Annotated in this window: 18 protein-coding genes; 15 read left to right on the top strand and 3 right to left on the bottom strand. The window is 55.1% G+C overall.

Going from position 1 to position 21,844, the window contains the following annotated elements; translation table 11 throughout:
- Nucleotides 1-155 precede the first annotated feature (155 nt).
- Nucleotides 156-1,649, top strand: coding sequence for a M16 family metallopeptidase (locus AC1RKC_RS12940; RefSeq protein WP_261136485.1), 1,494 nt, complete (start codon nucleotides 156-158; stop codon nucleotides 1,647-1,649).
- 27 nt (nucleotides 1,650-1,676) lie between these two features.
- Here AC1RKC_RS12940 and ppiC read toward each other — a convergent pair whose 3' ends face one another.
- Nucleotides 1,677-1,958, bottom strand: a complete 282-nt coding sequence (ppiC, locus tag AC1RKC_RS12945; RefSeq protein ID WP_041415145.1) for a peptidylprolyl isomerase PpiC — start codon at nucleotides 1,956-1,958, stop codon at nucleotides 1,677-1,679.
- 109 nt (nucleotides 1,959-2,067) lie between these two features.
- On the opposite strand from ppiC, the gene rep reads away from it, so the two are divergent.
- Entirely contained in the window at nucleotides 2,068-4,092 is a 2,025-nt protein-coding gene (gene rep / locus AC1RKC_RS12950; protein ID WP_048762492.1) for a DNA helicase Rep, read from the top strand.
- A 179-nt stretch (nucleotides 4,093-4,271) separates the two neighbouring features.
- Here rep and ppx read toward each other — a convergent pair whose 3' ends face one another.
- Together ppx and rhlB are read right to left on the bottom strand one after the other, a co-directional pair.
- The gene (gene ppx, locus AC1RKC_RS12955) at nucleotides 4,272-5,768 is read right to left on the bottom strand and encodes an exopolyphosphatase (RefSeq protein WP_020824746.1); all 1,497 of its coding nucleotides are present in this window, start codon (nucleotides 5,766-5,768) and stop codon (nucleotides 4,272-4,274) included.
- 6 nt (nucleotides 5,769-5,774) lie between these two features.
- Nucleotides 5,775-7,061: an ATP-dependent RNA helicase RhlB gene (gene rhlB, locus AC1RKC_RS12960; protein WP_020824747.1), complete on the bottom strand. Its 1,287-nt coding sequence runs from the start codon at nucleotides 7,059-7,061 to the stop codon at nucleotides 5,775-5,777.
- A gap of 117 nt (nucleotides 7,062-7,178) precedes the next feature.
- Between rhlB and trxA the strand changes: the two genes are divergently transcribed.
- The 13 genes from trxA to wzyE all read left to right on the top strand — a co-directional run bounded on the left by trxA (nucleotide 7,179) and on the right by wzyE (nucleotide 21,833).
- Nucleotides 7,179-7,505 carry a thioredoxin TrxA gene (gene trxA / locus AC1RKC_RS12965; RefSeq protein ID WP_020824748.1) on the top strand — a complete coding sequence of 109 codons (327 nt, stop codon included), beginning with the start codon at nucleotides 7,179-7,181 and terminating at the stop codon, nucleotides 7,503-7,505.
- Nucleotides 7,506-8,082: 577 nt separating this feature from the next.
- A complete protein-coding gene (gene rho, locus AC1RKC_RS12970) occupies nucleotides 8,083-9,342 on the top strand; it encodes a transcription termination factor Rho (protein WP_004950874.1) in 1,260 nt (419 codons plus the stop codon).
- Nucleotides 9,343-9,657: 315 nt separating this feature from the next.
- Entirely contained in the window at nucleotides 9,658-10,755 is a 1,098-nt protein-coding gene (wecA, locus tag AC1RKC_RS12975; protein WP_115057947.1) for a UDP-N-acetylglucosamine--undecaprenyl-phosphate N-acetylglucosaminephosphotransferase, read from the top strand.
- Nucleotides 10,756-10,775: 20 nt separating this feature from the next.
- Nucleotides 10,776-11,828, top strand: a complete 1,053-nt coding sequence (gene wzzE / locus AC1RKC_RS12980; RefSeq protein ID WP_041414104.1) for an ECA polysaccharide chain length modulation protein — start codon at nucleotides 10,776-10,778, stop codon at nucleotides 11,826-11,828.
- A gap of 84 nt (nucleotides 11,829-11,912) precedes the next feature.
- Entirely contained in the window at nucleotides 11,913-13,043 is a 1,131-nt protein-coding gene (gene wecB, locus AC1RKC_RS12985) for a non-hydrolyzing UDP-N-acetylglucosamine 2-epimerase (RefSeq protein ID WP_020824751.1), read from the top strand.
- Complete coding sequence (gene wecC / locus AC1RKC_RS12990) at nucleotides 13,040-14,302, top strand: UDP-N-acetyl-D-mannosamine dehydrogenase (protein WP_129941186.1); 1,263 nt, start codon at nucleotides 13,040-13,042, stop codon at nucleotides 14,300-14,302. The genes wecB and wecC overlap by 4 nt, the downstream gene beginning before the upstream one ends.
- Nucleotides 14,293-15,366 carry a dTDP-glucose 4,6-dehydratase gene (gene rffG, locus AC1RKC_RS12995; protein WP_174573603.1) on the top strand — a complete coding sequence of 358 codons (1,074 nt, stop codon included), beginning with the start codon at nucleotides 14,293-14,295 and terminating at the stop codon, nucleotides 15,364-15,366. Before wecC ends, rffG begins: the two co-directional genes overlap by 10 nt.
- Before the next feature lie 52 nt (nucleotides 15,367-15,418).
- The gene (rfbA, locus tag AC1RKC_RS13000) at nucleotides 15,419-16,300 is read left to right on the top strand and encodes a glucose-1-phosphate thymidylyltransferase RfbA (protein WP_115057949.1); all 882 of its coding nucleotides are present in this window, start codon (nucleotides 15,419-15,421) and stop codon (nucleotides 16,298-16,300) included.
- Nucleotides 16,278-17,009: a dTDP-4-amino-4,6-dideoxy-D-galactose acyltransferase gene (gene rffC / locus AC1RKC_RS13005; RefSeq protein WP_115057950.1), complete on the top strand. Its 732-nt coding sequence runs from the start codon at nucleotides 16,278-16,280 to the stop codon at nucleotides 17,007-17,009. Before rfbA ends, rffC begins: the two co-directional genes overlap by 23 nt.
- Entirely contained in the window at nucleotides 16,996-18,126 is a 1,131-nt protein-coding gene (rffA, locus tag AC1RKC_RS13010; protein ID WP_115057951.1) for a dTDP-4-amino-4,6-dideoxygalactose transaminase, read from the top strand. The genes rffC and rffA overlap by 14 nt, the downstream gene beginning before the upstream one ends.
- Nucleotide 18,127: 1 nt before the next feature.
- Entirely contained in the window at nucleotides 18,128-19,378 is a 1,251-nt protein-coding gene (gene wzxE / locus AC1RKC_RS13015) for a lipid III flippase WzxE (RefSeq protein WP_493092567.1), read from the top strand.
- On the top strand, nucleotides 19,375-20,460 hold the full coding sequence (locus AC1RKC_RS13020) for a TDP-N-acetylfucosamine:lipid II N-acetylfucosaminyltransferase (protein WP_046374748.1): 1,086 nt from the start codon (nucleotides 19,375-19,377) through the stop codon (nucleotides 20,458-20,460). The genes wzxE and AC1RKC_RS13020 overlap by 4 nt, the downstream gene beginning before the upstream one ends.
- On the top strand, nucleotides 20,457-21,833 hold the full coding sequence (wzyE, locus tag AC1RKC_RS13025; RefSeq protein ID WP_020824759.1) for an ECA oligosaccharide polymerase: 1,377 nt from the start codon (nucleotides 20,457-20,459) through the stop codon (nucleotides 21,831-21,833). Before AC1RKC_RS13020 ends, wzyE begins: the two co-directional genes overlap by 4 nt.
- The last annotated feature ends 11 nt before the right edge of the window (nucleotides 21,834-21,844 follow it).

The following is a 21,844-nucleotide window of genomic DNA, read 5'->3' on the forward strand; positions in this document are numbered from 1 at the left end:
GCGCGCGGTCTAACTCGATGGTACACTTTCTGCTTTCCGCCCCACCGTGAAACTCAGGGCGTTTTTATAGGCTGTGCGTTATGGCCTAATATTCCGGCGAATGGAATATCCGCATTTGCATAAAGAAATTGGATAGTCATTAAGTAGGGGTTCACATGCAGGGCACCAGAATTCATCTCATCGTAGGTGGGCTGCTGTTGGCTGCAGCCAACAGCAGCGTGCAGGCCGAAGCACTGCAACCCGATCCTGCCTGGCAGCAGGGGGCACTGGCCAACGGGTTTTCATGGCAGATACTGGATACACCGCAGCGGCCGAGCGACCGTGTAGAGCTGCGGTTAATGGTTAATGCCGGCTCGCTGGTCGAGTCCTCACAGCAGATCGGCTTTGCCCATCTGCTGCCGCGCCTGTCTTTAGCGCGCAGCGAAAGCTTTACGCCACCGCAGTTGCGTTCACTGTGGCAGCAGAGCGTGGATCCTGAGCGGCCTTTGCCGCCGGCCATCAGTTCTTACGATTTCACCATGTATAATCTCAGCTTGCCGAATAACCGCCCAGACTTGCTGAAAGAAGCGCTGGCGTGGCTTTCCGATACCACCGGCAAACTGGCGATCGACGAGCATACCGTGCATGCGGTAATAAACTCCAATGTCGATCCGGTGGGCACTTTCCCGCCGAACCCGAAAGATGCCTGGTGGCGATACCGCCTGAAAGGCTCGACGCTGTTGGCGCACGATCCGGCCCAGCCACCGAAGCGACCGGTGAATGTCGATCAACTGAAAAAATTCTACCAGCAGTGGTATACCCCGGACGCCATGACGCTGTACGTGGTGGGCAAGGTAGACAGCCGCAGCCTGGGCGAACAAATCAACAAGGCCTTCTCGCCGCTGAAAGGCAAGCGTGAAACGCCGGCCACCATGCCGACGCTGACGCCGCTGCCACCGCAGCCGGTCAGCCTGATCAGCGAGCAGGTCAAGCAGGACACGCTGTCGATCATGTGGGATGCGCCATGGCATCCGATCCGCGATTCGCAGAATTTGAGCCGCTACTGGCGTGGTGATATGGCCCGCGAGGCGCTGTTCTGGCATCTCCAGCAGGTGCTGGAAAAGAGTGACCAGAAAAACCTGCATCTGGGCTTTGATTGCCGCGTGCAATACCAGCGTGCCCAGTGCGCAATTCATCTCGACACGCCGAATAACAACCTGAACAACAGCCTGGGCTTTATCGCTCGTGAATTGGCTAATGTGCGTAACAACGGGCTGTCGCAGGATGAGTTTAACGCCCTGCTGGCGCAGAAAACCGATCAGTTGAGCAAGTTGTTCGCAACCTATGCCCGCACCGATACGGACGTGCTGATGAGCCAACGCCTGCGTTCACAGCAGAGCGGCGTCGTAGATATCGCACCGGAGCAGTATCAAAAACTGCGCCAGGAGTTCTTGAGCGGATTGACGCTGGAAGCACTGAATCAGGAGCTGAAACTTCAGCTTTCTCAGGATGCGACGCTGGTGTTGATGCAGCCGAAGGGCGAACCGGAAATGAGCATGAAGCAGTTACAGGAAACCTATAACGGCATTATGTCTCCGGCTCCGGCCGTGGTGTCGGAGGAGGTCAAACCGGCCGATACCGCACCGGCCCCGGAAACCAGCGCACAATAACGGCTGAGGGGGCGTTTGCCCCCTCACTCAGTTGCGGTACAGCACCTTGATGATGTGGTAGCCGAACTGGGTTTTCACCGGGCCGTAGGGCTTCAGCAGCGGAATGCTGAACACCGCTTTATCGAAGGCCGCCACCATGGTGCCCTTGTTGAATTCGCCCAGCGAGCCGCCGTTGCGCTTTGACGGGCAAGTTGAGTATTTGCGCGCCAGCGTGTCGAAACTGACGCCGCGTTTAAGCTTGGCCAGCAGTTCTTCAGCCAGTTTTTCGTTATCTACCAGAATGTGCAGGGCGCACGCCGTCTTTGCCATGGTATTGCCTTTATCGATACAGAAATTGCGCTGATTATACCCGTTAAATCTCATCGGCGCTTTCTGCTACAATCCCCTTCCACGTTATAAAGTCGAGCAATAAAGCGCCATGCGATTAAACCCCAGCCAACAACAAGCCGTCGAATTCGTTACCGGGCCCTGCCTGGTGCTGGCCGGTGCAGGTTCCGGCAAGACGCGCGTCATCACCAACAAGATTGCTCACCTGATCCATAATTGTGGCTATCAGGCGCGGCACATCGCCGCCGTGACCTTTACCAATAAGGCCGCGCGTGAGATGAAAGAACGTGTGGCGCAAACCATGGGGCGCAAAGAGGCGCGCGGTTTGATGATTTCCACGTTCCACACCCTGGGGCTGGAAATCATCAAGCGGGAATATGCCGCGCTGGAGATGAAATCCAACTTCTCGCTGTTCGACGATCAGGACCAGCTGGCGCTGCTGAAAGAGCTGACCGAAAAATGGCTGGAGAATGACAAGACGCTGGTGGCGCAGCTGATTTCCACCATCTCCAATTGGAAGAATGATCTGGTCGATCCCAAGAAGGCGATGGAGCTGGCGCGCTCTGAACGCGACAAGCTGTTCGCGCATTGCTACGGTCTGTATCACGCACACATGCGTGCCTGTAACGTATTGGATTTCGACGATTTAATTCTGTTACCGACCCTGCTGTTGCAGCGCAATGAAGAGGTGCGCGAGCGTTGGCAGAACCGAATCCGCTACCTGTTGGTGGACGAATATCAGGACACCAACACCAGCCAATACGAGCTGGTAAAACTGTTGGTGGGTAACCGTGCGCGTTTCACCGTAGTGGGGGATGACGATCAGTCAATCTACTCCTGGCGCGGCGCGCGCCCGCAGAACCTGGTGCTGTTGAAGGAAGACTTCCCGGCGCTGCAGGTGATCAAGCTGGAGCAGAACTACCGTTCGAGCGAGCGTATTCTGAAGGCGGCGAACATTCTGATCGCCAATAACCCGCACGTGTTTGAAAAACGGCTGTTTTCCGAACTGGGTTATGGCGAAGAGCTGAAGGTGGTGACCGCCAATAATGAGGATCACGAGGCCGAGCGCGTAGTGGGTGAACTGATAGCTCACCATTTCGTGAAGAAAACCAACTACGGCGATTATGCGATCCTCTACCGTGGCAACCATCAGTCGCGGCTGTTTGAAAAAATGCTGATGCAGAACCGCATTCCCTACAAGATCTCCGGCGGCACCTCGTTTTTCTCGCGGCCGGAAATCAAGGATCTGCTGGCCTATCTGCGCGTCCTGACCAATCAGGATGATGACAGCGCCTTCCTGCGCATCGTCAATACGCCAAAACGTGAGATTGGTCCGGCGACGTTGCAAAAGCTGGGTGAATGGGCAAACCAACGCAATAAAAGCCTGTTCCGTGCCAGTTTTGATCTTGGATTGAGTCAGCACCTGACCGGACGCGGGCTGGAGTCTTTGCAACGCTTCACTCACTGGCTGGACGGCATCGCCCAACTGGCGGAGCGCGAGCCGGTGGCTGCGGTGCGTGACCTGATCCACGGTGTAGATTACGAGAGCTGGTTGTTCGAAACCTCTCCCAGCCCGAAAGCCGCCGAAATGCGCATGAAAAACGTCAATACGCTGTTCGGCTGGATGACGGAAATGCTGGAAGGCAGCGAGCTGGATGAGCCGATGACGCTGACCCAGGTGGTGACGCGCTTTACCCTGCGCGACATGATGGAACGCGGTGAAAGCGATGAAGAGCTGGATCAGGTGCAACTGATGACGCTGCATGCCTCCAAAGGGTTGGAGTTCCCCTATGTGTTTCTGGTGGGGATGGAGGAAGGGTTATTGCCGCATCAGAGCAGCATTGACGAAGATAACGTTGATGAAGAGCGACGCTTGGCCTACGTAGGCATCACTCGCGCCCAAAAGGAGCTGATTTTCACTCTGTGCCGCGAGCGTCGTCAATATGGTGAGTTGGTTCGCCCGGAGCCGAGCCGTTTCTTGTTGGAACTGCCGCAGGATGACCTGGCGTGGGAAAGTGAGCGCAAAGTGGTCAGTCCGCAGGAAAGGATGCAAAAAGGGCAGAGCCATCTGGCCAATATTCGTGCTCAGTTGGCCAAGGCCAAGGGCGGCAACTAGAAGAAAGGGCGCGGTTAGCGCCCTCAGATGGCTGACAAAGTCCTTTGCAGTTAAACGTCCTGACCTTGGGGCTAATAAAAACAAAGGATTATGTCTTCTGATTTACCCCCAAACATCCGAAAACCACGTTTTCGGGTGTTTGTCATCAGACTAAGGGCGCGGTTAGCGCCCTTGTCATTTTAACGTTGCTCTTCCAGTATCAGCGGCCAGTGAACGTAACTTTGCCAATGGCTTTCCTGCTCCAGCGCTTCTGCCCGTAGCGGGTGCTGCTCCAGCCAACCAGGCGGCAGGATCACCGTCAGCTCGTCATCATGATTGGCGCGCAGACGCACCGCAGGCAGCGTGTCGTCGCGGCGACGGCTGGCAAAGATGATCGCCAGGCGTAAAATCCGGCATAAACGTTGTGCCGTACGTGGCGGCAGGGCGTTTTGCTGGCTCAGCAGTGGCAAGTCGAGGGTGTTGCTCTGGTTTTGCAGCAGGGTGGCTAACAGTTTTTTCTGTGCCGGGGTGAAACCGGGTAAATCCAGATGGCGAATCAGGTAGGCGGCGTGTTGCGGCGCCTGCTTGAAATCAACGCTGAGGCCGATTTCGTGGATCAGACAGGCGCTGTGCAATAACTCGCGACATCGAGCGTCCAACTGCCATTCATTGCTCACCTGCTGCGAGAAATTGGCGGCTAGTTGGCTGACGCGCTCGGCCTGCTCGGTATCCAACAGATAACGCCGTTGCAGGTTGCGAATGGTGCGACTGCGGATATCCTGTTCGACCGGCAAATGCAGCATGCCGTAAACCAGACCTTCGCGTAGCGCACCGCCGGCCAACATCATGCTTTCAATGCCCAACTCCTGGAAGATCGCCAGCAGAATGGACAGCCCGCTTGGGAATACCAAGGCGCGCTCCAGCGTTAACCCTTCAATTTCCAGCTCTTCCAGCTTGCCGCACTGAATGGCGCGCTGTTTCAATTGGCGCAGTTTGGACAGGGTGATGCGTTCATCCATGCCCTGCGCCACCATGATTTCCTGCAGCGCCTGGACGGTGCCGGAAGCGCCGACGCAGATTTGCCAGCCGTGCTGACGCAGCTGCGGTGCTATCGGGCGCACCATTTCACGCGCAGCCTGTTCGGCCCGCTCGAAGTTTTCCTGCCCCAGATTACGATCGGTGAAGAACCGTTCCAGCCAGGTGACACAGCCCATCGACAGGCTATACAACTGAGCGGCCTGCGCACCGGTCCCCGTGACCAGCTCTGTGCTGCCGCCGCCGATATCGACCACCAAACGTTGGTCCGGACCGCCGGTGGTATGGGCTACACCGTGGTAAATCAGGCGCGCTTCTTCCTCGCCGCTGATTACCTGGATCGGGCATCCGAGAATCTGCTCGGCGGTCTGCAGGAATTCATCGGCATTGGACGCCAGCCGCAGCGTGGCCGTGGCGACCACGCGAATTTGCTCGCGAGGGATGTCCTGCAGGCGTTCGGCGAACAGCTTCAGGCATTGCCATCCGCGTTGCATGGCCTCATGCGACAGAAGGTTGTTCTGATCCAGTCCGGCCGCCAGACGCACTTTGCGCTTGATGCGCGCCAGGGTCTGAATACTGCCGGCCACCTCGCGCACCACCAACATGTGGAAGCTGTTGGAGCCGAGATCGATAGCGGCATAAAGTGCGCTGGAACTGAGCATTGTCTATCAGCCTGAACGTTTACGGTTGTTGCGCGGCGCACCGCCACGACGTGGCGCTGAGTTACGACGCGGACCGTTGCCGCCGCGTGGGCGAGCCAGGCGTTTCGGCGCAGGCAGGTCAGTCAGTAACGCATCGCTGTTGTACTTGCTCACCGGAATGCTGTGGCCGGTATAGGTTTCGATCGCCGGCAGGTTGAGCGCGTACTCTTCACAGGCCAGGCTGATGGAATGGCCACTTTCGCCAGCACGGCCGGTACGACCGATACGGTGGACGTAGTCTTCGCAGTCGTCAGGCAAGTCGTAGTTGAATACGTGCGTCACCAACGGGATGTGCAGACCGCGAGCGGCGACGTCGGTGGCGACCAGAATATCCAGGTTGCCCTTGGTGAAATCGTCGAGAATGCGCAGGCGTTTTTTCTGCGCCACATCGCCGGTCAACAGGCCTACGCGGTGACCATCGGCGGCCAGGTGGCCCCAGACGTCTTCACAGCGGTGCTTGGTGTTGGCGAAGATGATGCAGCGGTCTGGCCACTCTTCTTCGATCAACGTCTGCAGCAGACGCATCTTTTCTTCGTTAGAAGGGTAGAACAGCTCTTCTTTAATGCGGTGGCCGGTTTTTTGTTCCGGTTCCACTTCGACATATTCAGCGTTGTTCATCTGCTCGAAAGCCAGTTCGCGTACGCGATAGGACAGGGTGGCAGAGAACAGCATGTTCAGGCGTTGATCGACCGCAGGCATGCGGCGGAACAACCAGCGAATGTCTTTGATAAAGCCCAGATCGTACATACGGTCGGCTTCATCCAGCACCACGACCTGGATTGCGCCCAGATCGATATAGTTCTGTTTGGCGTAATCGATCAAACGACCGGTAGTACCGACCAGGATATCCACGCCGCTTTCCAGCACTTTCAGCTGTTTGTCGTAGCCGTCGCCGCCATACGCCAGGCCAAGTTTCAGGCCGGTGGATTGGGACAGGGCTTCCGCGTCGGAGTGGATCTGTACCGCCAGTTCACGCGTTGGCGCCATGATCAAGGCGCGCGGCTGGTTGGTCTGGCGATCCTGTTTCGCCGGGTGAGAAAGCAAATAGTGAAAAGTAGACGCTAAAAATGCCAGCGTCTTTCCGGTACCGGTTTGCGCCTGACCTGCAACGTCACGCCCGGAGAGCGTGAGCGGCAATGCTAACGCCTGGATAGGCGTGCAATGTTGAAACCCTTTCTTTTCAAGGGCTTCAAGGACTAACGGGTGCAGGGCGAAGTCGGAAAACTTCTGTTCGGTCAAGTGTGTTTTGCTCATAGTGTGGTAGAATATCAGCTAACTATTGCTTTACGAAAGCGTATCCGGTGAAATAAAGTCACCTTAGGTTGGTTAATGCTACACCAACAAGGTAGACACAATCCTTTGGAGTAGAACATGAGCGATAAAATTATTCACCTGACTGACGGCAGCTTCGAAAACGACGTGCTGAAAGCTGAAGGGCCAATCCTGGTCGATTTCTGGGCTGAATGGTGTGGACCGTGCAAGATGATTGCTCCGATTCTGGATGAGATTGCCGAGGAGTTCGAAGGCAAGCTGACCATCACCAAGCTGAATATCGACCAAAACCCGGCAACCGCACCTAAGTACGGTATCCGTGGTATCCCTACGCTGTTGCTGTTCAAGAACGGTGAAGTGGCCGCGACCAAGGTTGGTGCGCTGTCCAAAGGCCAGCTCAAAGATTTCCTTAACGCGAATCTGTAATCGGGCGGGATGCCCTATGCCCAAGGGGTCTGACGTCGCGGTCAAAAAGCCGCGAAGTGAGAGACTACGGGGATATACAGGCGTCTAGCGGGGATGTTCAATTCACCGCTAGACGCCTGCCAAGAAGCGTGTTAAGTTTAACCATACTGCATATAGAACTTGCCCGAAGTTTTAAATCTAAAGAGTCTAAATCTAAAGCTTTACTCTGTGTTGAACCGCTGGCGTTGAAAGAAAAAATGAACTCAGCCCGTGTTTTAACAATCAAACGGTTTTGCAAAATCAATTTTAAGGTACCTTCGATCTTAAACCGTCAATGCGCGCGTCCTCTGTAAGCCATTTCTTACCGTGACGGCTCAGCGCCCGGCGATCGAACGTCCAGTAAACAGGCACGAATATCCAAAGGATTTCAAGGTGTGGGCCGTCGGCAACCGAACGAATCTCTGCAGCTTAGTCCGCTAAGTGACGGGGTAAGCAAGGAAGGCCAAGGCAACCACCAGAAAGACGAAAGATATATCCCGCTGCCATACCATTCACGATACAAGTTCGAGACATACCCCGAGTTTAAGAACCCACCACTATGAATCTTACCGAATTAAAGAATACGCCGGTTTCTGAGCTGATTACTCTCGGCGAAAATATGGGGCTGGAAAACCTTGCCCGCATGCGCAAGCAGGACATTATCTTCTCTATCCTTAAGCAGCATGCGAAAAGTGGAGAAGATATCTTCGGCGATGGCGTGTTGGAGATATTGCAGGATGGATTTGGTTTCCTCCGCTCTGGAGACAGTTCCTACCTTGCAGGCCCCGACGACATCTACGTATCCCCTAGCCAAATCCGCCGTTTTAACCTCCGTACAGGTGACTCCGTTTCCGGTAAGATTCGTCCGCCAAAAGAAGGCGAGCGCTACTTTGCCCTGTTGAAAGTTAACGAAGTTAACTACGACAAACCGGAAAACGCCCGCAGCAAGATCCTGTTCGAGAACTTAACCCCACTGCATGCCAACTCCCGTCTGCGGATGGAACGCGGTAACGGTTCAACCGAAGACCTGACGGCTCGCGTGCTGGATCTGGCCTCGCCGATTGGCCGTGGTCAGCGTGGTCTGATTGTTGCTCCGCCGAAAGCCGGTAAAACCATGCTGCTGCAGAACATTGCACAAAGCATCGCTTACAACCATCCAGACTGCGTGTTGATGGTTCTGCTGATTGACGAACGTCCGGAAGAAGTTACCGAGATGCAGCGTCTGGTGAAGGGCGAAGTTATCGCTTCTACCTTTGACGAGCCGGCTTCCCGCCACGTCCAGGTTGCAGAAATGGTGATCGAGAAGGCCAAGCGCCTGGTTGAGCACAAGAAAGACGTTATCATCTTGCTCGACTCCATCACCCGTCTGGCGCGTGCCTACAACACCGTGGTACCGGCTTCCGGTAAAGTGTTGACCGGTGGTGTGGATGCCAACGCCCTGCATCGTCCCAAGCGTTTCTTCGGTGCGGCACGTAACGTTGAGGAAGGCGGAAGCCTGACCATCATCGCTACCGCGCTGGTCGACACCGGGTCGAAAATGGATGAGGTTATCTACGAAGAGTTTAAAGGTACCGGCAACATGGAATTGCATCTGGCGCGTAAAATCGCCGAGAAGCGCGTATTCCCAGCGATTGACTACAACCGCTCTGGTACCCGTAAAGAAGAATTGCTCACCACGTCTGAAGAACTGCAGAAAATGTGGATCCTGCGTAAAATTATTCACCCAATGGGCGAAATTGACGCAATGGAATTCCTCATCAACAAGTTGGCCATGACCAAAACCAACGATGAATTCTTCGATATGATGAAGCGCTCATAAATGACGATGCGCTCATAATTGAGTAAAAAATTCAGAGAACGCCACGCCTAGTCGTGGCGTTTTTTGCTTTTGGCAGATACGATAAGTAACAGAAATGGAAACGTAAGTTATTTTCATGGCTTACTGAGAATTCATCTTATTTGCGGTCGGCGTTTCGTCGTTCGCGCATTGTTGCTGTTTAAACGGCATACAGAAGCGTTGGAATAAGAATGAATGGCTGTTGTCATAGGAAATGACTGAAAGGTAGCGGGACCTCATGGCGCGACCTGTCGCCCGTGTTAAGCTGCCTTATCTTCTACAGAGATCTTGTTAACTGTGAACTTACTCACTATGAGTACTGAAATTCTATTTGTTTTCCTGTTTTCCTTGGCTTTTCTCTTTGTTGCTCGCAAAGCAGCAAAACGTATTGGTCTGGTTGATAAACCTAATTACCGCAAACGTCATCAGGGGTTGATCCCGCTTGTCGGAGGTATTTCTGTTTACGCCGGGCTGTGCTTTGCTTTCTTGATCTCTGACCAAACGATTGCGCACGGAAAACTCTATCTCGCCTGTGCGGGGTTATTAGTGTTTGTTGGTGCTCTCGACGATCGTTTCGATATCAGCGTTAAAATTCGCGCGCTGGTCCAGGCATTGGTCGGCATTGCGATGATGGTGTTTGCCGGGCTCTACCTGCGCAGTTTTGGTCATGTGCTTGGCGACTGGGAAATGCAACTGGGGCCGTTCGGCTATCTGGTCACGCTGTTTGCCGTTTGGGCGGCTATCAACGCCTTTAACATGGTAGACGGCATTGATGGCCTGCTGGGCGGGCTTTCGTGCGTTTCTTTCGGTGCGCTGGGCGTGCTGTTGTACCTGAGCGGCCACTCCGATTTGGCTTTCTGGTGCTTCGCGATGATTGCCGCCATCGTTCCTTATATCCTGCTTAACCTCGGTATTCTTGGCCGACGTTACAAGGTATTTATGGGGGATGCTGGCAGTACGCTAATCGGTTTCACCGCTATTTGGCTGCTGTTGCAAAGTTCACAGGGTAAAGCCCATTCCATCAATCCTGTTACCGCCCTGTGGATTATCGCTATTCCATTGATGGACATGATTGCGATCATGTATCGGCGCTTACGCAAAGGGATGAGCCCCTTCTCCCCAGACCGTCAACACATTCACCATCTGATTATGCGCGCTGGCTTTACGCCACGGCAGGCCTTCGTGCTGATTACCCTGGCGGCGGCGCTGCTGGCGGCCATCGGCGTGATCGGCGAACGTCTTACTTTTATCCCTGAATGGGTGATGTTGGCATTATTTTTGCTTGCCTTCTTCTTGTACGGTTACTGCATTAAGCGCGCCTGGCGTGTTGCACGTTACATTAAGCGTATCAAACGGCGCCTGCGCCGTTCGAACGACAATAAGCAAGAATCCTAACCAGAGGCTTTTGGGCAGTGATGAATCCAGAAACAACGTCTGACAAGACTATCCCGGCAGTGGATAACGAACTCGATATTCGCGGCCTGTGCTGTACCCTGTGGCGCGGTAAGTCATGGATTATCGGTATTGCGGTACTGTTCGCCGTGGTGGCGCTGGTGGTGTCCTACCTGGTGAAACAGGAGTGGAGCGCGGCGGCGATTACCGATCGGCCAACGGTGAATGCGTTGGGGGGGTATTATTCCCAGCAACAGTTCCTGCGTAATCTGGATGTGCGTACTCTGCCAGCGGCTGCTACCGAGCAACCGGGCATCGCTGACGAAGCCTATAATGAATTTATTATGCAGCTGGCGGCTTACGATACGCGCCGAGATTTCTGGCTGCAGAGCGATTATTACAAACAGCGCCAGGAAGGCGACGCGGGCGCCGATGCGGCCTTGCTCGACGAGCTGATTAACAATATTCAGTTTACGCCACGTGATGACAAAAAAGTGCCGAACGACGGTGTGAAACTGACGGCGGAAACGGCGGTAGATGCCAATCGCCTGCTGCGTCAGTACGTGGCGTTTGCCAGCCACCGCGCGGCTCAGCATTTAAACGAAGAGATCCAGGGGGCTTGGGCGGCTCGTACCACGTCGATGAAGGCGCAGGTCAAGCGCCAGGAAGCGGTGGCAGAGGCCGTGTACAAGCGTGAGCTGAACACCATCCAACAGGCGTTAAAAATTGCCGAGACGCAGGGCATTAGCCGGACTCAGACCGATACCCCGGCAGAACAGCTGCCAGACTCCGATTTGTTCCTGCTGGGCAAGCCTATGCTGCAGGCGCGTCTGGAAGGATTACAGGCTTCGGGCCCAACCTTTGATTTGGACTACGATCAAAATCGCGCGATGCTGGCGACGTTGAACGTTGGCCCAACGCTGGACGAGAAATTCCAGACTTACCGCTATTTGCGGACCCCGGAAGAGCCGGTAAAACGTGACAGCCCACGTCGTGTATTCTGGTTGATCATGTGGGGCGCGATGGGCGCTTTGGTTGGCGCAGGTGTTGCCCTGGTGCGTCGGCCGCGTAAATAAAAATAATATAATAATTCGCTGATGGGCGTGAGAGCGCCCAATTCGCAGGTTCGCCTGCGGTTAACCGACCAAAAGAGATTCGCTGTGAAAGTGTTGACAGTTTTCGGCACCAGGCCTGAAGCCATCAAAATGGCACCGCTGGTACATGCCCTGGCTCAGGATGAAGCCTTTGAATCAAGAGTCTGCGTGACGGCACAGCATCGTGAGATGTTGGATCAGGTATTGCGGTTATTTGAGATAGTGCCTGATTACGATCTGAACATCATGAAACCCGGCCAGGGATTAAGTGAGATCACCTGCCGCATCCTTGAAGGCCTGAAAGGCGTTCTTGAGGAATTCAAACCGGATGTGGTGTTGGTTCACGGCGATACCACGACCACGCTGGCGACCAGCTTAGCAGCGTTTTATCAGCGAATCCCCGTTGGGCATGTAGAGGCAGGTTTGCGTACTGGCGACCTTTACTCCCCATGGCCGGAAGAGGCCAACCGCAAGCTCACCGGCCACCTGGCGATGTACCATTTTGCCCCGACGGAGAATTCGCGACAGAATCTGTTGCGCGAACTGTTACCGGACGATCATATCTTCGTCACAGGCAACACGGTGATCGACGCATTGTTCTGGGTACGCGATCGAGTGATGGGCGATGCGGCCTTGCATGACAGCCTGGCTCAACGCTACCCGTTCCTGGATGCCGACAAAAAGTTGATTCTGGTAACTGGTCATCGCCGCGAAAGCTTTGGCGGTGGGTTCGAGCGAATTTGCAGCGCGCTGGCAGAAATTGCCCGTACTCATCCCGAAGTGCAGGTGGTGTATCCGGTGCATCTCAACCCCAACGTCAGCGAGCCGGTCAACCGCATTCTGAAAGGGATTGATAATATCATCCTGATAGATCCCCAGGATTATTTGCCCTTTGTCTATCTGATGGCTAAGTCATATATGATCCTGACCGACTCTGGCGGCATTCAGGAGGAGGCGCCATCATTGGGTAAGCCGGTGCTGGTGATGCGTGACACCACCGAGCGGCCGGAGGCGGTAGATTCTGGCACGGTGCGGCTGGTGGGTACCGACGTAGCAAAAATTGTTGATGCGGTTAACCGGCTGCTGACGGACGAAAACGAATATCACGCCATGAGCCGGGCGCATAACCCTTACGGTGACGGGCATGCCTGCCAGCGTATTCTGGAAGCTTTGAAGAATCATCAGGTGACACTATGAGTTTTAACACTATTTCGGTTATCGGCCTGGGTTATATCGGTCTGCCAACGGCGGCGGCGTTTGCCTCCCGCAAGAAAAAAGTGGTGGGCGTAGATGTTAACCAACATGCGGTGGATACCATTAACCGTGGTGCGATCCATATCGTTGAACCCGACCTGGATAAAGTGGTGAAAGACGCGGTCGACGGCGGCTATCTGCAGGCGGTGACCAAACCTCTGGCAGCGGATGCCTTCCTGATTGCGGTACCGACGCCGTTTAAAGGCGACCATGAGCCGGATCTGGCGTATGTCGAGGCCGCAGCCAAATCCTTGGCACCGGTGCTGAAAAAAGGCGATCTGGTGATCCTTGAGTCCACCTCGCCGGTGGGCGCGACCGAACAGATGGCGCAGTGGCTGGCAGAAGCGCGTAGTGATCTCAGTTTCCCGCAGCAGGCCGGTGAGGCCGCTGATGTGAACATTGCCTACTGTCCGGAGCGCGTGCTGCCGGGACAGGTGATGGTTGAGCTGATTCAAAACGATCGGGTGATTGGCGGTATGACGCCAAAATGCTCGGAGCGCGCCAGCGAGCTGTACAAGATTTTCCTCGAGGGCGAGTGTGTGATTACCAATTCACGCACCGCTGAGATGTGCAAGCTGACCGAAAACAGCTTCCGCGATGTGAATATCGCCTTTGCCAATGAGTTGTCGTTGATTTGCGCCGATCAGGGCATCAATGTCTGGGAGCTTATCCGCCTGGCGAATCGCCATCCGCGGGTCAATATTTTGCAGCCTGGCCCTGGCGTAGGTGGCCACTGCATCGCGGTTGACCCTTGGTTTATCGTCTCGCAGAATCCGCAGCAGGCGCGTTTGATTCATACCGCGCGCCTGGTGAATGACGGAAAACCGCTGTGGGTGGTTGATCGCGTGAAAGCGGCGGTTGCCGACTGTCTGGCTGCCACCGACAAGCGCGCATCAGAAGTGAAAATTGCCTGCTTCGGCCTGGCATTCAAGCCGAATATTGACGACCTGCGCGAAAGCCCGGCGGTGGAAGTGGCGCATTTGATTGCCGATTGGCACGTGGGTGAAACCCTGGTGGTGGAGCCGAACGTCGAGCAACTGCCGAAATCGCTGGCGGGCCATGTGACTCTGAAAGCGATGGCTGACGCGTTGCAGCAGGCGGACGTGATCGTGATGCTGGTCGATCATAAGCAATTCAAGGCAATTAGGCCGGAAGAAATAAAACAAACGTGGGTTGTAGATACCAAAGGAGTATGGCGTTGAAACGTATTTTAGTCACTGGGGGCGCCGGTTTCATCGGTTCTGCGGTCGTCAGGCATATTATTGAAGCCACGCAGGACAGCGTGGTGGTGGTGGATAAGCTGACTTACGCGGGTAATCTGGAATCGCTTGCGGTGATTGCCGATAATGAACGCTATTCATTCGAGCAGGTGGATATCTGCGATCGTGCGGCATTGGATCGGGTGTTTGCCCAGTATCAGCCAGACGTGGTCATGCACCTGGCGGCGGAAAGTCACGTCGATCGTTCGATAGATGGCCCGGCGGCCTTTATCGAGACCAACGTGGTGGGAACCTATACCCTGTTGGAGGCGGCCCGCCATTATTGGCAACCGCTGGAGGCGGAGAAAAAGCAGAGCTTCCGTTTCCACCACATCTCCACCGACGAGGTGTATGGCGACCTACACGGCACGGACGATCTGTTCACCGAAACCACGCCTTACTCGCCAAGCAGCCCGTATTCGGCCTCCAAGGCGTCCAGCGATCATCTGGTCCGTGCCTGGCTGCGCACCTATGGCTTGCCGACCCTGGTCACCAACTGCTCCAATAACTACGGCCCGTATCACTTCCCGGAAAAACTGATCCCGTTGGTGATCCTCAATGCCGTTGCCGGTAAACCTTTGCCTGTGTATGGCAACGGTGCGCAGGTGCGTGACTGGCTGTATGTCGAAGATCATGCGCGTGCTCTGTATCAGGTGGTTACCGAAGGTGTGGTAGGCGAAACCTACAATATCGGTGGCCACAACGAACGCAAAAATATCGAAGTGGTGCATACCATTTGCGATCTGCTGGAAGAGTTGGCGCCGAACAAACCGCAGGGCGTGGCGCAATACCGCGATCTGATCACTTACGTCAAAGATCGCCCGGGCCATGATATGCGCTACGCGATCGACGCCGGCAAAATTGACCGGGAGCTGGGTTGGCACCCACAAGAAACCTTTGAAAGCGGCATTCGCAAAACGGTTTCCTGGTACTTGAACAATGAAACCTGGTGGCGTCGCGTTCAGGACGGGTCTTATACGGGTGAACGTTTAGGCTTATCCGACTAAATTTAAGCCCTGGCCGCCTGAGTGGTGGCCCTATGGGTTCTTTGGAGTGAGTATGAAAGGTATTATTCTGGCAGGCGGTTCCGGTACGCGACTGCACCCTATTACCCGTGGCGTATCCAAGCAGTTGCTGCCGATCTACGACAAGCCGATGATTTATTACCCAATGTCGGTGCTGATGCTGGCGGGTATACGCGACATTTTGATTATTTCCACACCGGAAGATTTGCCTTCGTTCCAGCGTCTGTTAGGAAATGGCGATCAGTTCGGCGTGAATCTCAGCTATGCCGAGCAACCTAAACCAGAAGGCCTGGCGCAGGCATTCCTGATCGGTGAAGAGTTCATCAATGGTGACTCTTGTTGTCTGGTGTTAGGGGATAACATCTTCTTCGGCCAATCTTTCAGCCCAAAACTGAAAACCGTAGCGGCGCGCACCGAAGGTGCCACGGTGTTTGGCTACCAGGTAATGGATCCCGAGCGTTTCGGCGTTGTGGAGTTTGATGATAATTTCCGTGCGCTGTCGATCGAGGAAAAACCGAAAAAGCCAAAATCTGACTGGGCGGTGACCGGCCTCTATTTCTACGACAGCCAGGTGGTGGAGTTTGCCAAGCAGGTGAAGCCTTCAGAACGCGGCGAACTGGAAATTACCAGCATTAACCAGATGTATCTGGAGCGTGGCGAGCTGACCGTTGAACTGCTGGGCCGCGGTTTTGCCTGGCTGGATACCGGTACCCATGACAGCCTGCTGGAAGCCAGCAGCTTCGTGCAGACGGTGGAAAAACGCCAGGGCTTTAAAATTGCCTGCCTGGAAGAGATCGCTTGGCGCAACGGTTGGCTGGACGATAAAGATTTGAAACGTGCCGCTAGTGCTCTTTCCAAAACCGGTTATGGCAAGTATCTGTTGGATTTGCTGCATGCGCGTCCACGCCACTATTGAGCCTTTAGCCTGGGAAACTGAGTTTTTCGCCCTTAGCAGCGCCAAACTCAACTTTTCCACCACGGCCCCGGCGTTGACCGAGGCCGGTCTGGCAGCCTACGCCTTGGTGCAAGCCAAAATTCCGGCGCACCAAACCACCTGGGCGGATGCATTGTCGGGTCTGGGTTTCCAACTGGTTGAGGCTGAGGTCGATCTGTTGCTGAATATCGGCACGGAATGTGCATTGTCGCAGAGTGCGTCACCGCTGGCGATTCGCCCGGCAGTGGCACAGGATATTCCGGTATTGCGTGCGGCGGCGGCCAATGTTTTCACCGCCAGCCGTTTTCGGGCCCCTTGGTACGACGTTCAGGATAGCGGGCGTTTCTATGCGGCCTGGATCGAAAAAGCGGTACTGGGAACCTTTGATCACCAATGCCTGTTGGCACTGGACGAGACAGGTCAGCCGGAGGGTTTTGTCAGCCTGCGCGATATCGGCAATAAGGAAATGAGAATCGGTCTGCTGGCGGCCTTCCCTGGTGCGTCAGGCAAAGGGATTGGTGCGCGGCTAATGGCGGCGGCCATTGCAGAGTGTCAACAACGGTCGCAGCAGCGTCTGCGGGTGGCGACCCAGCTTGGTAATCTGGCCGCACTACGGCTCTATCAACGACGGGGTGCTGTTATTGAAAGCACCTCGTATTGGTTATACAGAGGAAAACATGATCCCATTTAACGCACCACCGGTTGTTGGCACTGAACTTGACTATATGCAGGCTGCGATGGGCAGTGGCAAGCTGTGCGGGGATGGTGGTTTTACTCGCCGTTGCCAGCAGTGGATGGAACAGCGTTTTGGCAGCCCGAAGGTGCTGTTGACGCCGTCCTGTACCGCGTCGCTGGAGATGGCGGCTATCCTGCTGGATATTCAGCCGGGTGATGAAGTGATCATGCCGAGCTTTACCTTTGTTTCAACCGCCAATGCCTTCGTGCTGCGCGGGGCCACCGTGGTGTTTGTCGATCTGCGTCCGGATACCATGAACATCGATGAAACTAAAATCGAAGCGGCCATCACCGATAAGACGCGAGCTATCGTGCCGGTGCATTACGCTGGAGTAGCCTGCGAGATGGACACCATCATGGCGCTGGCGAAAAAATATAACCTGTACGTGGTGGAAGACGCCGCGCAGGGGGTGATGGCTACCTACAAGGGCAAAGCGCTCGGTACCATCGGTCATATTGGCTGCTTTAGCTTCCATGAAACCAAAAACTACACCGCAGGCGGTGAGGGTGGCGCCACGCTGATCAACGATCCGGCACTGATTGACCGGGCGGAAGTCATTCGTGAGAAAGGCACCAACCGCAGCCAGTTCTTCCGCGGTCAGGTAGACAAGTACACCTGGCGCGATATCGGCTCCAGCTATCTGATGTCAGATTTGCAGGCCGCTTATTTGTGGGGTCAACTGGAAGCGGCCGATCACATCAATCAACGCCGCCTGGCGCTGTGGCAGAAATATTACGACAGTTTCCTGCCGCTGGCAAAAGCTGGGCGCATCGCGCTGCCGACCATTCCGGCGGACTGCGTGCACAATGCACACATGTTCTATATCAAACTGCGTGATATTGAAGACCGCACGGCCTTTATCGATTATCTGAAGGAGGCCGAAATCATGGCGGTGTTCCATTACATCCCGTTGCACGACTGCCCGGCGGGCGATCGTTTTGGCCGTTTTTCCGGCGAAGACCGCTTCACCAGTCAGGAAAGTGCGCGTTTGGTCCGTTTGCCGTTGTTCTACAATATGTCTGATGTCACTCAACGCACAGTGATCAATACCATTCTTAGCTTCTGCGCCTGATATGTCGCTGGCAAAAACATCAATTTGGACCGCAGGCTCCACGCTGATCAAAATTGGCGCGGGGCTGCTGGTAGTGAAACTGCTGGCGGTAGCGTTTGGCCCCAGCGGGGTTGGACAGGCGGGCAACTTCCGTCAGCTGATTACCGTGCTGGGCGTGCTGTCCGGCGCCGGGATTTTTAACGGCATCACCAAGTATGTTGCCGAATATCATCAGGATCCGCAGCGGTTACGGCTGGCTGTCGGGACGGCGTCGAGCATTGTGCTGGGTTTCTCCACGCTGCTGGCGCTGGTGTTTCTGTTCGCGGCGGAGCCTATCAGTATCGGGTTGTTCGGCCATGCTGACTATGTCGGCGTGGTGCGGGCGGTAGCCTTTATTCAGATGGGTATCGCCTATGCCAACCTGTTTATGGCGGTGCTGAAAGGCTACCGCGATGCGATGGGCAACGCGCTGGCGGTGATTGGCGGTAGCCTGATTGGCGTAGTGGCCTACTACCTGTGCTTTAAGCTGGGCGGCTACGAAGGCGCGCTGGCGGGGTTGGCACTGGTGCCGGCCTTGGTGGTGTTGCCCGCAGGTTTTATGCTGTGGCGGCGCAAAACCTTGCCGCTGCGCTATTTGGCATTGGCATGGGACAAGGCGTTAGCCAGCCATCTTGGCAAGTTCACCATCATGGCATTGATCACATCAGTGACGCTGCCGGTGGCCTATGTGATGATGCGTAACCTGCTGGCCAGCCATTACAGTTGGGATGAGGTCGGGATTTGGCAGGGCGTCAGCAGCATCTCCGACGCTTACCTGCAGTTTATCACCGCCTCGTTTACCGTTTATCTGCTGCCAACGCTGTCGCGATTGAAGGAAAAAAGCGCCATATCTCAAGAGATTGTGCGCTCCTTAAAATTTGTACTGCCCGCAGTAGCGGCGGCGAGTTTCACGGTCTGGTTACTGCGCGACTTCGCCATCTGGTTGCTGTTCACGGACAAATTCGTCGCGATGCGCGATCTGTTTGCCTGGCAACTGGTGGGGGACGTGCTGAAAGTGGGCGCCTATGTGTTCGGCTATCTGGTGATTGCCAAGGCGTCGCTGCGTTTTTATATCCTGACCGAAGTCAGTCAGTTCCTGCTGTTAACGCTGTTCTCGCATTGGTTGATACCGCTGCATGGCGCGCTGGGAGCGGCACAGGCCTACATGGCAACCTACATCGTGTACTTCACGCTCTGTAGCTGCGTATTTATTCTTTACCGTAGACGAGTATGACGACACTGATTCACGTATTGGGATCTGACATCCCGCATCACAATCAGACGGTGCTGCGTTTCTTCAACGATGTGTTGGCGAAACGCCTGCCGTCCGAACAGACGCGTCATTTTATGGTGGCTGCCAAAGATGCCGCTGCGTTAGGGGTGTTCCCCGAGCTGAGCATTGAATGCCATCCGGACAAGAAAAGTCTGGCGATGGCGGTCATCTCCCGCGCGCAGGCCGATCGCAATCAACGTTTCTTCCTGCACGGCCAGTTTAACCCTACGCTGTGGTTGGCGTTGCTGAGTGGTAAAATCAAGGCCGATCAGGTGAGTTGGCATATCTGGGGCGCTGATTTGTATGAAAACGCCACCAGTTGGAAATTCCGCCTGTTCTATTTGCTGCGCCGTATTGCGCAGGGCAGAGTGAGACACGTGTTCGCGACCCGCGGTGATATTATTCATTACCAGCAGCGCCATGCCCGCGTGCCGGCCTCTTTGTTGTATTTCCCGACGCGGATGGATCCGGCGTTAACCGGCATTGAGGTAGAGAAAAACCTGGCCGGGCCGATGACCATTCTGGTGGGGAACTCTGGCGATCGTACCAACCGTCATATTGAGGCGTTGAAAGCGATTCATCAGCAGTTTGGCGCCGAGGTGCGGGTGATCCTGCCGATGGGCTACCCGGCCAATAACGACGCCTATATTGAACAGGTACGCAGTGCCGGGCTAGAGCTGTTCAGCGCCAGGAACCTGCAGGTGCTGACGCAGCAGGTGGCGTTCGACGATTACCTGAATATCCTGCGCGAGTGCGATCTGGGTTACTTTATTTTTAACCGCCAGCAGGGCATAGGCACGCTGTGTCTTCTGATCCAGTTTGGCGTGCCCTTTGTGCTGAGCCGGCAGAACCCGTTCTGGCAGGATCTGGCGGAGCAACATCTGCCTGTGCTGTTCTATGGCGATTCGCTGGATGAGGCGGTAGTGCGTGAAGCTCAACGCCAACTGGCCTCCGTCGATAAACAGGCCATCGCTTTCTTCAACCCTAACTACGTTGATGGTTGGCAGCAGGCATTAACCCTGGCGGCAGGGGACAACGTATGACGCTGGCGCAATTTGGCGGGTTATTTATCGTTTATCTGGTGAGCGTGCTGTTTATTCTGACGCTGGCTTACCAGGAGTTTAGGCGCGTCCGTTTCAATTTTAACGTCTTCTTTACGCTACTGTATTTGCTGACGTTTTACTTCGGTTTCCCGCTGACCTGTCTGCTGGTGTTTCAGTTTGACGTCGAGGTGGTACCGGTAGAGTTTTTACTCTATGCGATCCTCTCCGCTACTGCCTTTTATGCGATTTATTACGTCAGCTATAAAACCCGGCTGCGAAAGCGCAGCGTGCAACCGCGTAAGCCGGTGTTCACCATGAACCGGGTGGAAACCCATCTGACCTGGATGCTGCTGGCGCTGGTGGCGATGGCGACCGTCGGCATTTTCTTCATGCAAAACGGTTTCCTGCTGTTCAAGCTCAACTCTTACAGCCAGATTTTCTCCAGCGATGTCTCCGGGGTGGCGCTCAAGCGGTTCTTCTATTTCTTCATCCCGGCGATGCTGGTGGTGTATTTCCTGAAGCAAGATCTGCGCGCCTGGTTCTTTTTCCTGGCGGCGACGGTGGCCTTTGGCATCCTGACTTACGTGATAGTTGGCGGTACCCGCGCCAATATCATTATTGCCTTCTCGCTATTTCTGTTTATCGGCATCGTGCGCGGCTGGATCTCGTTGTGGATGTTGGTGGCCGCCGGCGTGTTTGGTATCGTCGGCATGTTCTGGCTGGCGTTAAAGCGCTACAGCCTGGACGTCAGCGGTCCCGAAGCGTTCTATACCTTCCTTTACCTGACGCGCGATACCTTCTCGCCATGGGAAAACCTGGCGCTGCTGCTGCAGAACTACGACAAGATTGATTTCCAGGGCCTGGCACCGATAGTGCGCGATTTCTACGTGTTCATTCCGGCCTGGCTGTGGCCGGGGCGACCAGACACGGTGCTCAATAGCGCCAACTATTTCACCTGGGAAGTGCTGAATAACCATTCCGGCCTGGCGATTTCACCCACGCTTATCGGCTCACTGGTGGTGATGGGCGGTGCGGTGTTTATTCCCGTTGGCGCGGTGCTGGTCGGGATGATCATCAAGTGGTTCGACTGGCTGTATGAGATGGGCAAAAGCGAACCTAACCGGTATAAAGCCGCGATATTGCAAAGTTTCTGCTTCGGTGCGGTATTCAACATCATCGTGTTGGCGCGGGAAGGGGTAGATTCCTTTGTCTCGCGAGTGGTGTTCTTCTGCCTTATTTTTGGCGCCTGCCTGCTGATGGCTAAGTTGTTGTACTGGCTGTTTGACACTGCCGGGTTGATTAAGGCACGGGTGCGGCGTACGCGTACGCTGGCATCGACGCCATCATCCGTACGGGTCGACGGCCTTCTGTAAGGGTAATAATA

The organism is Serratia sp. GW822-FHT06E05, assembly GCF_058799445.1.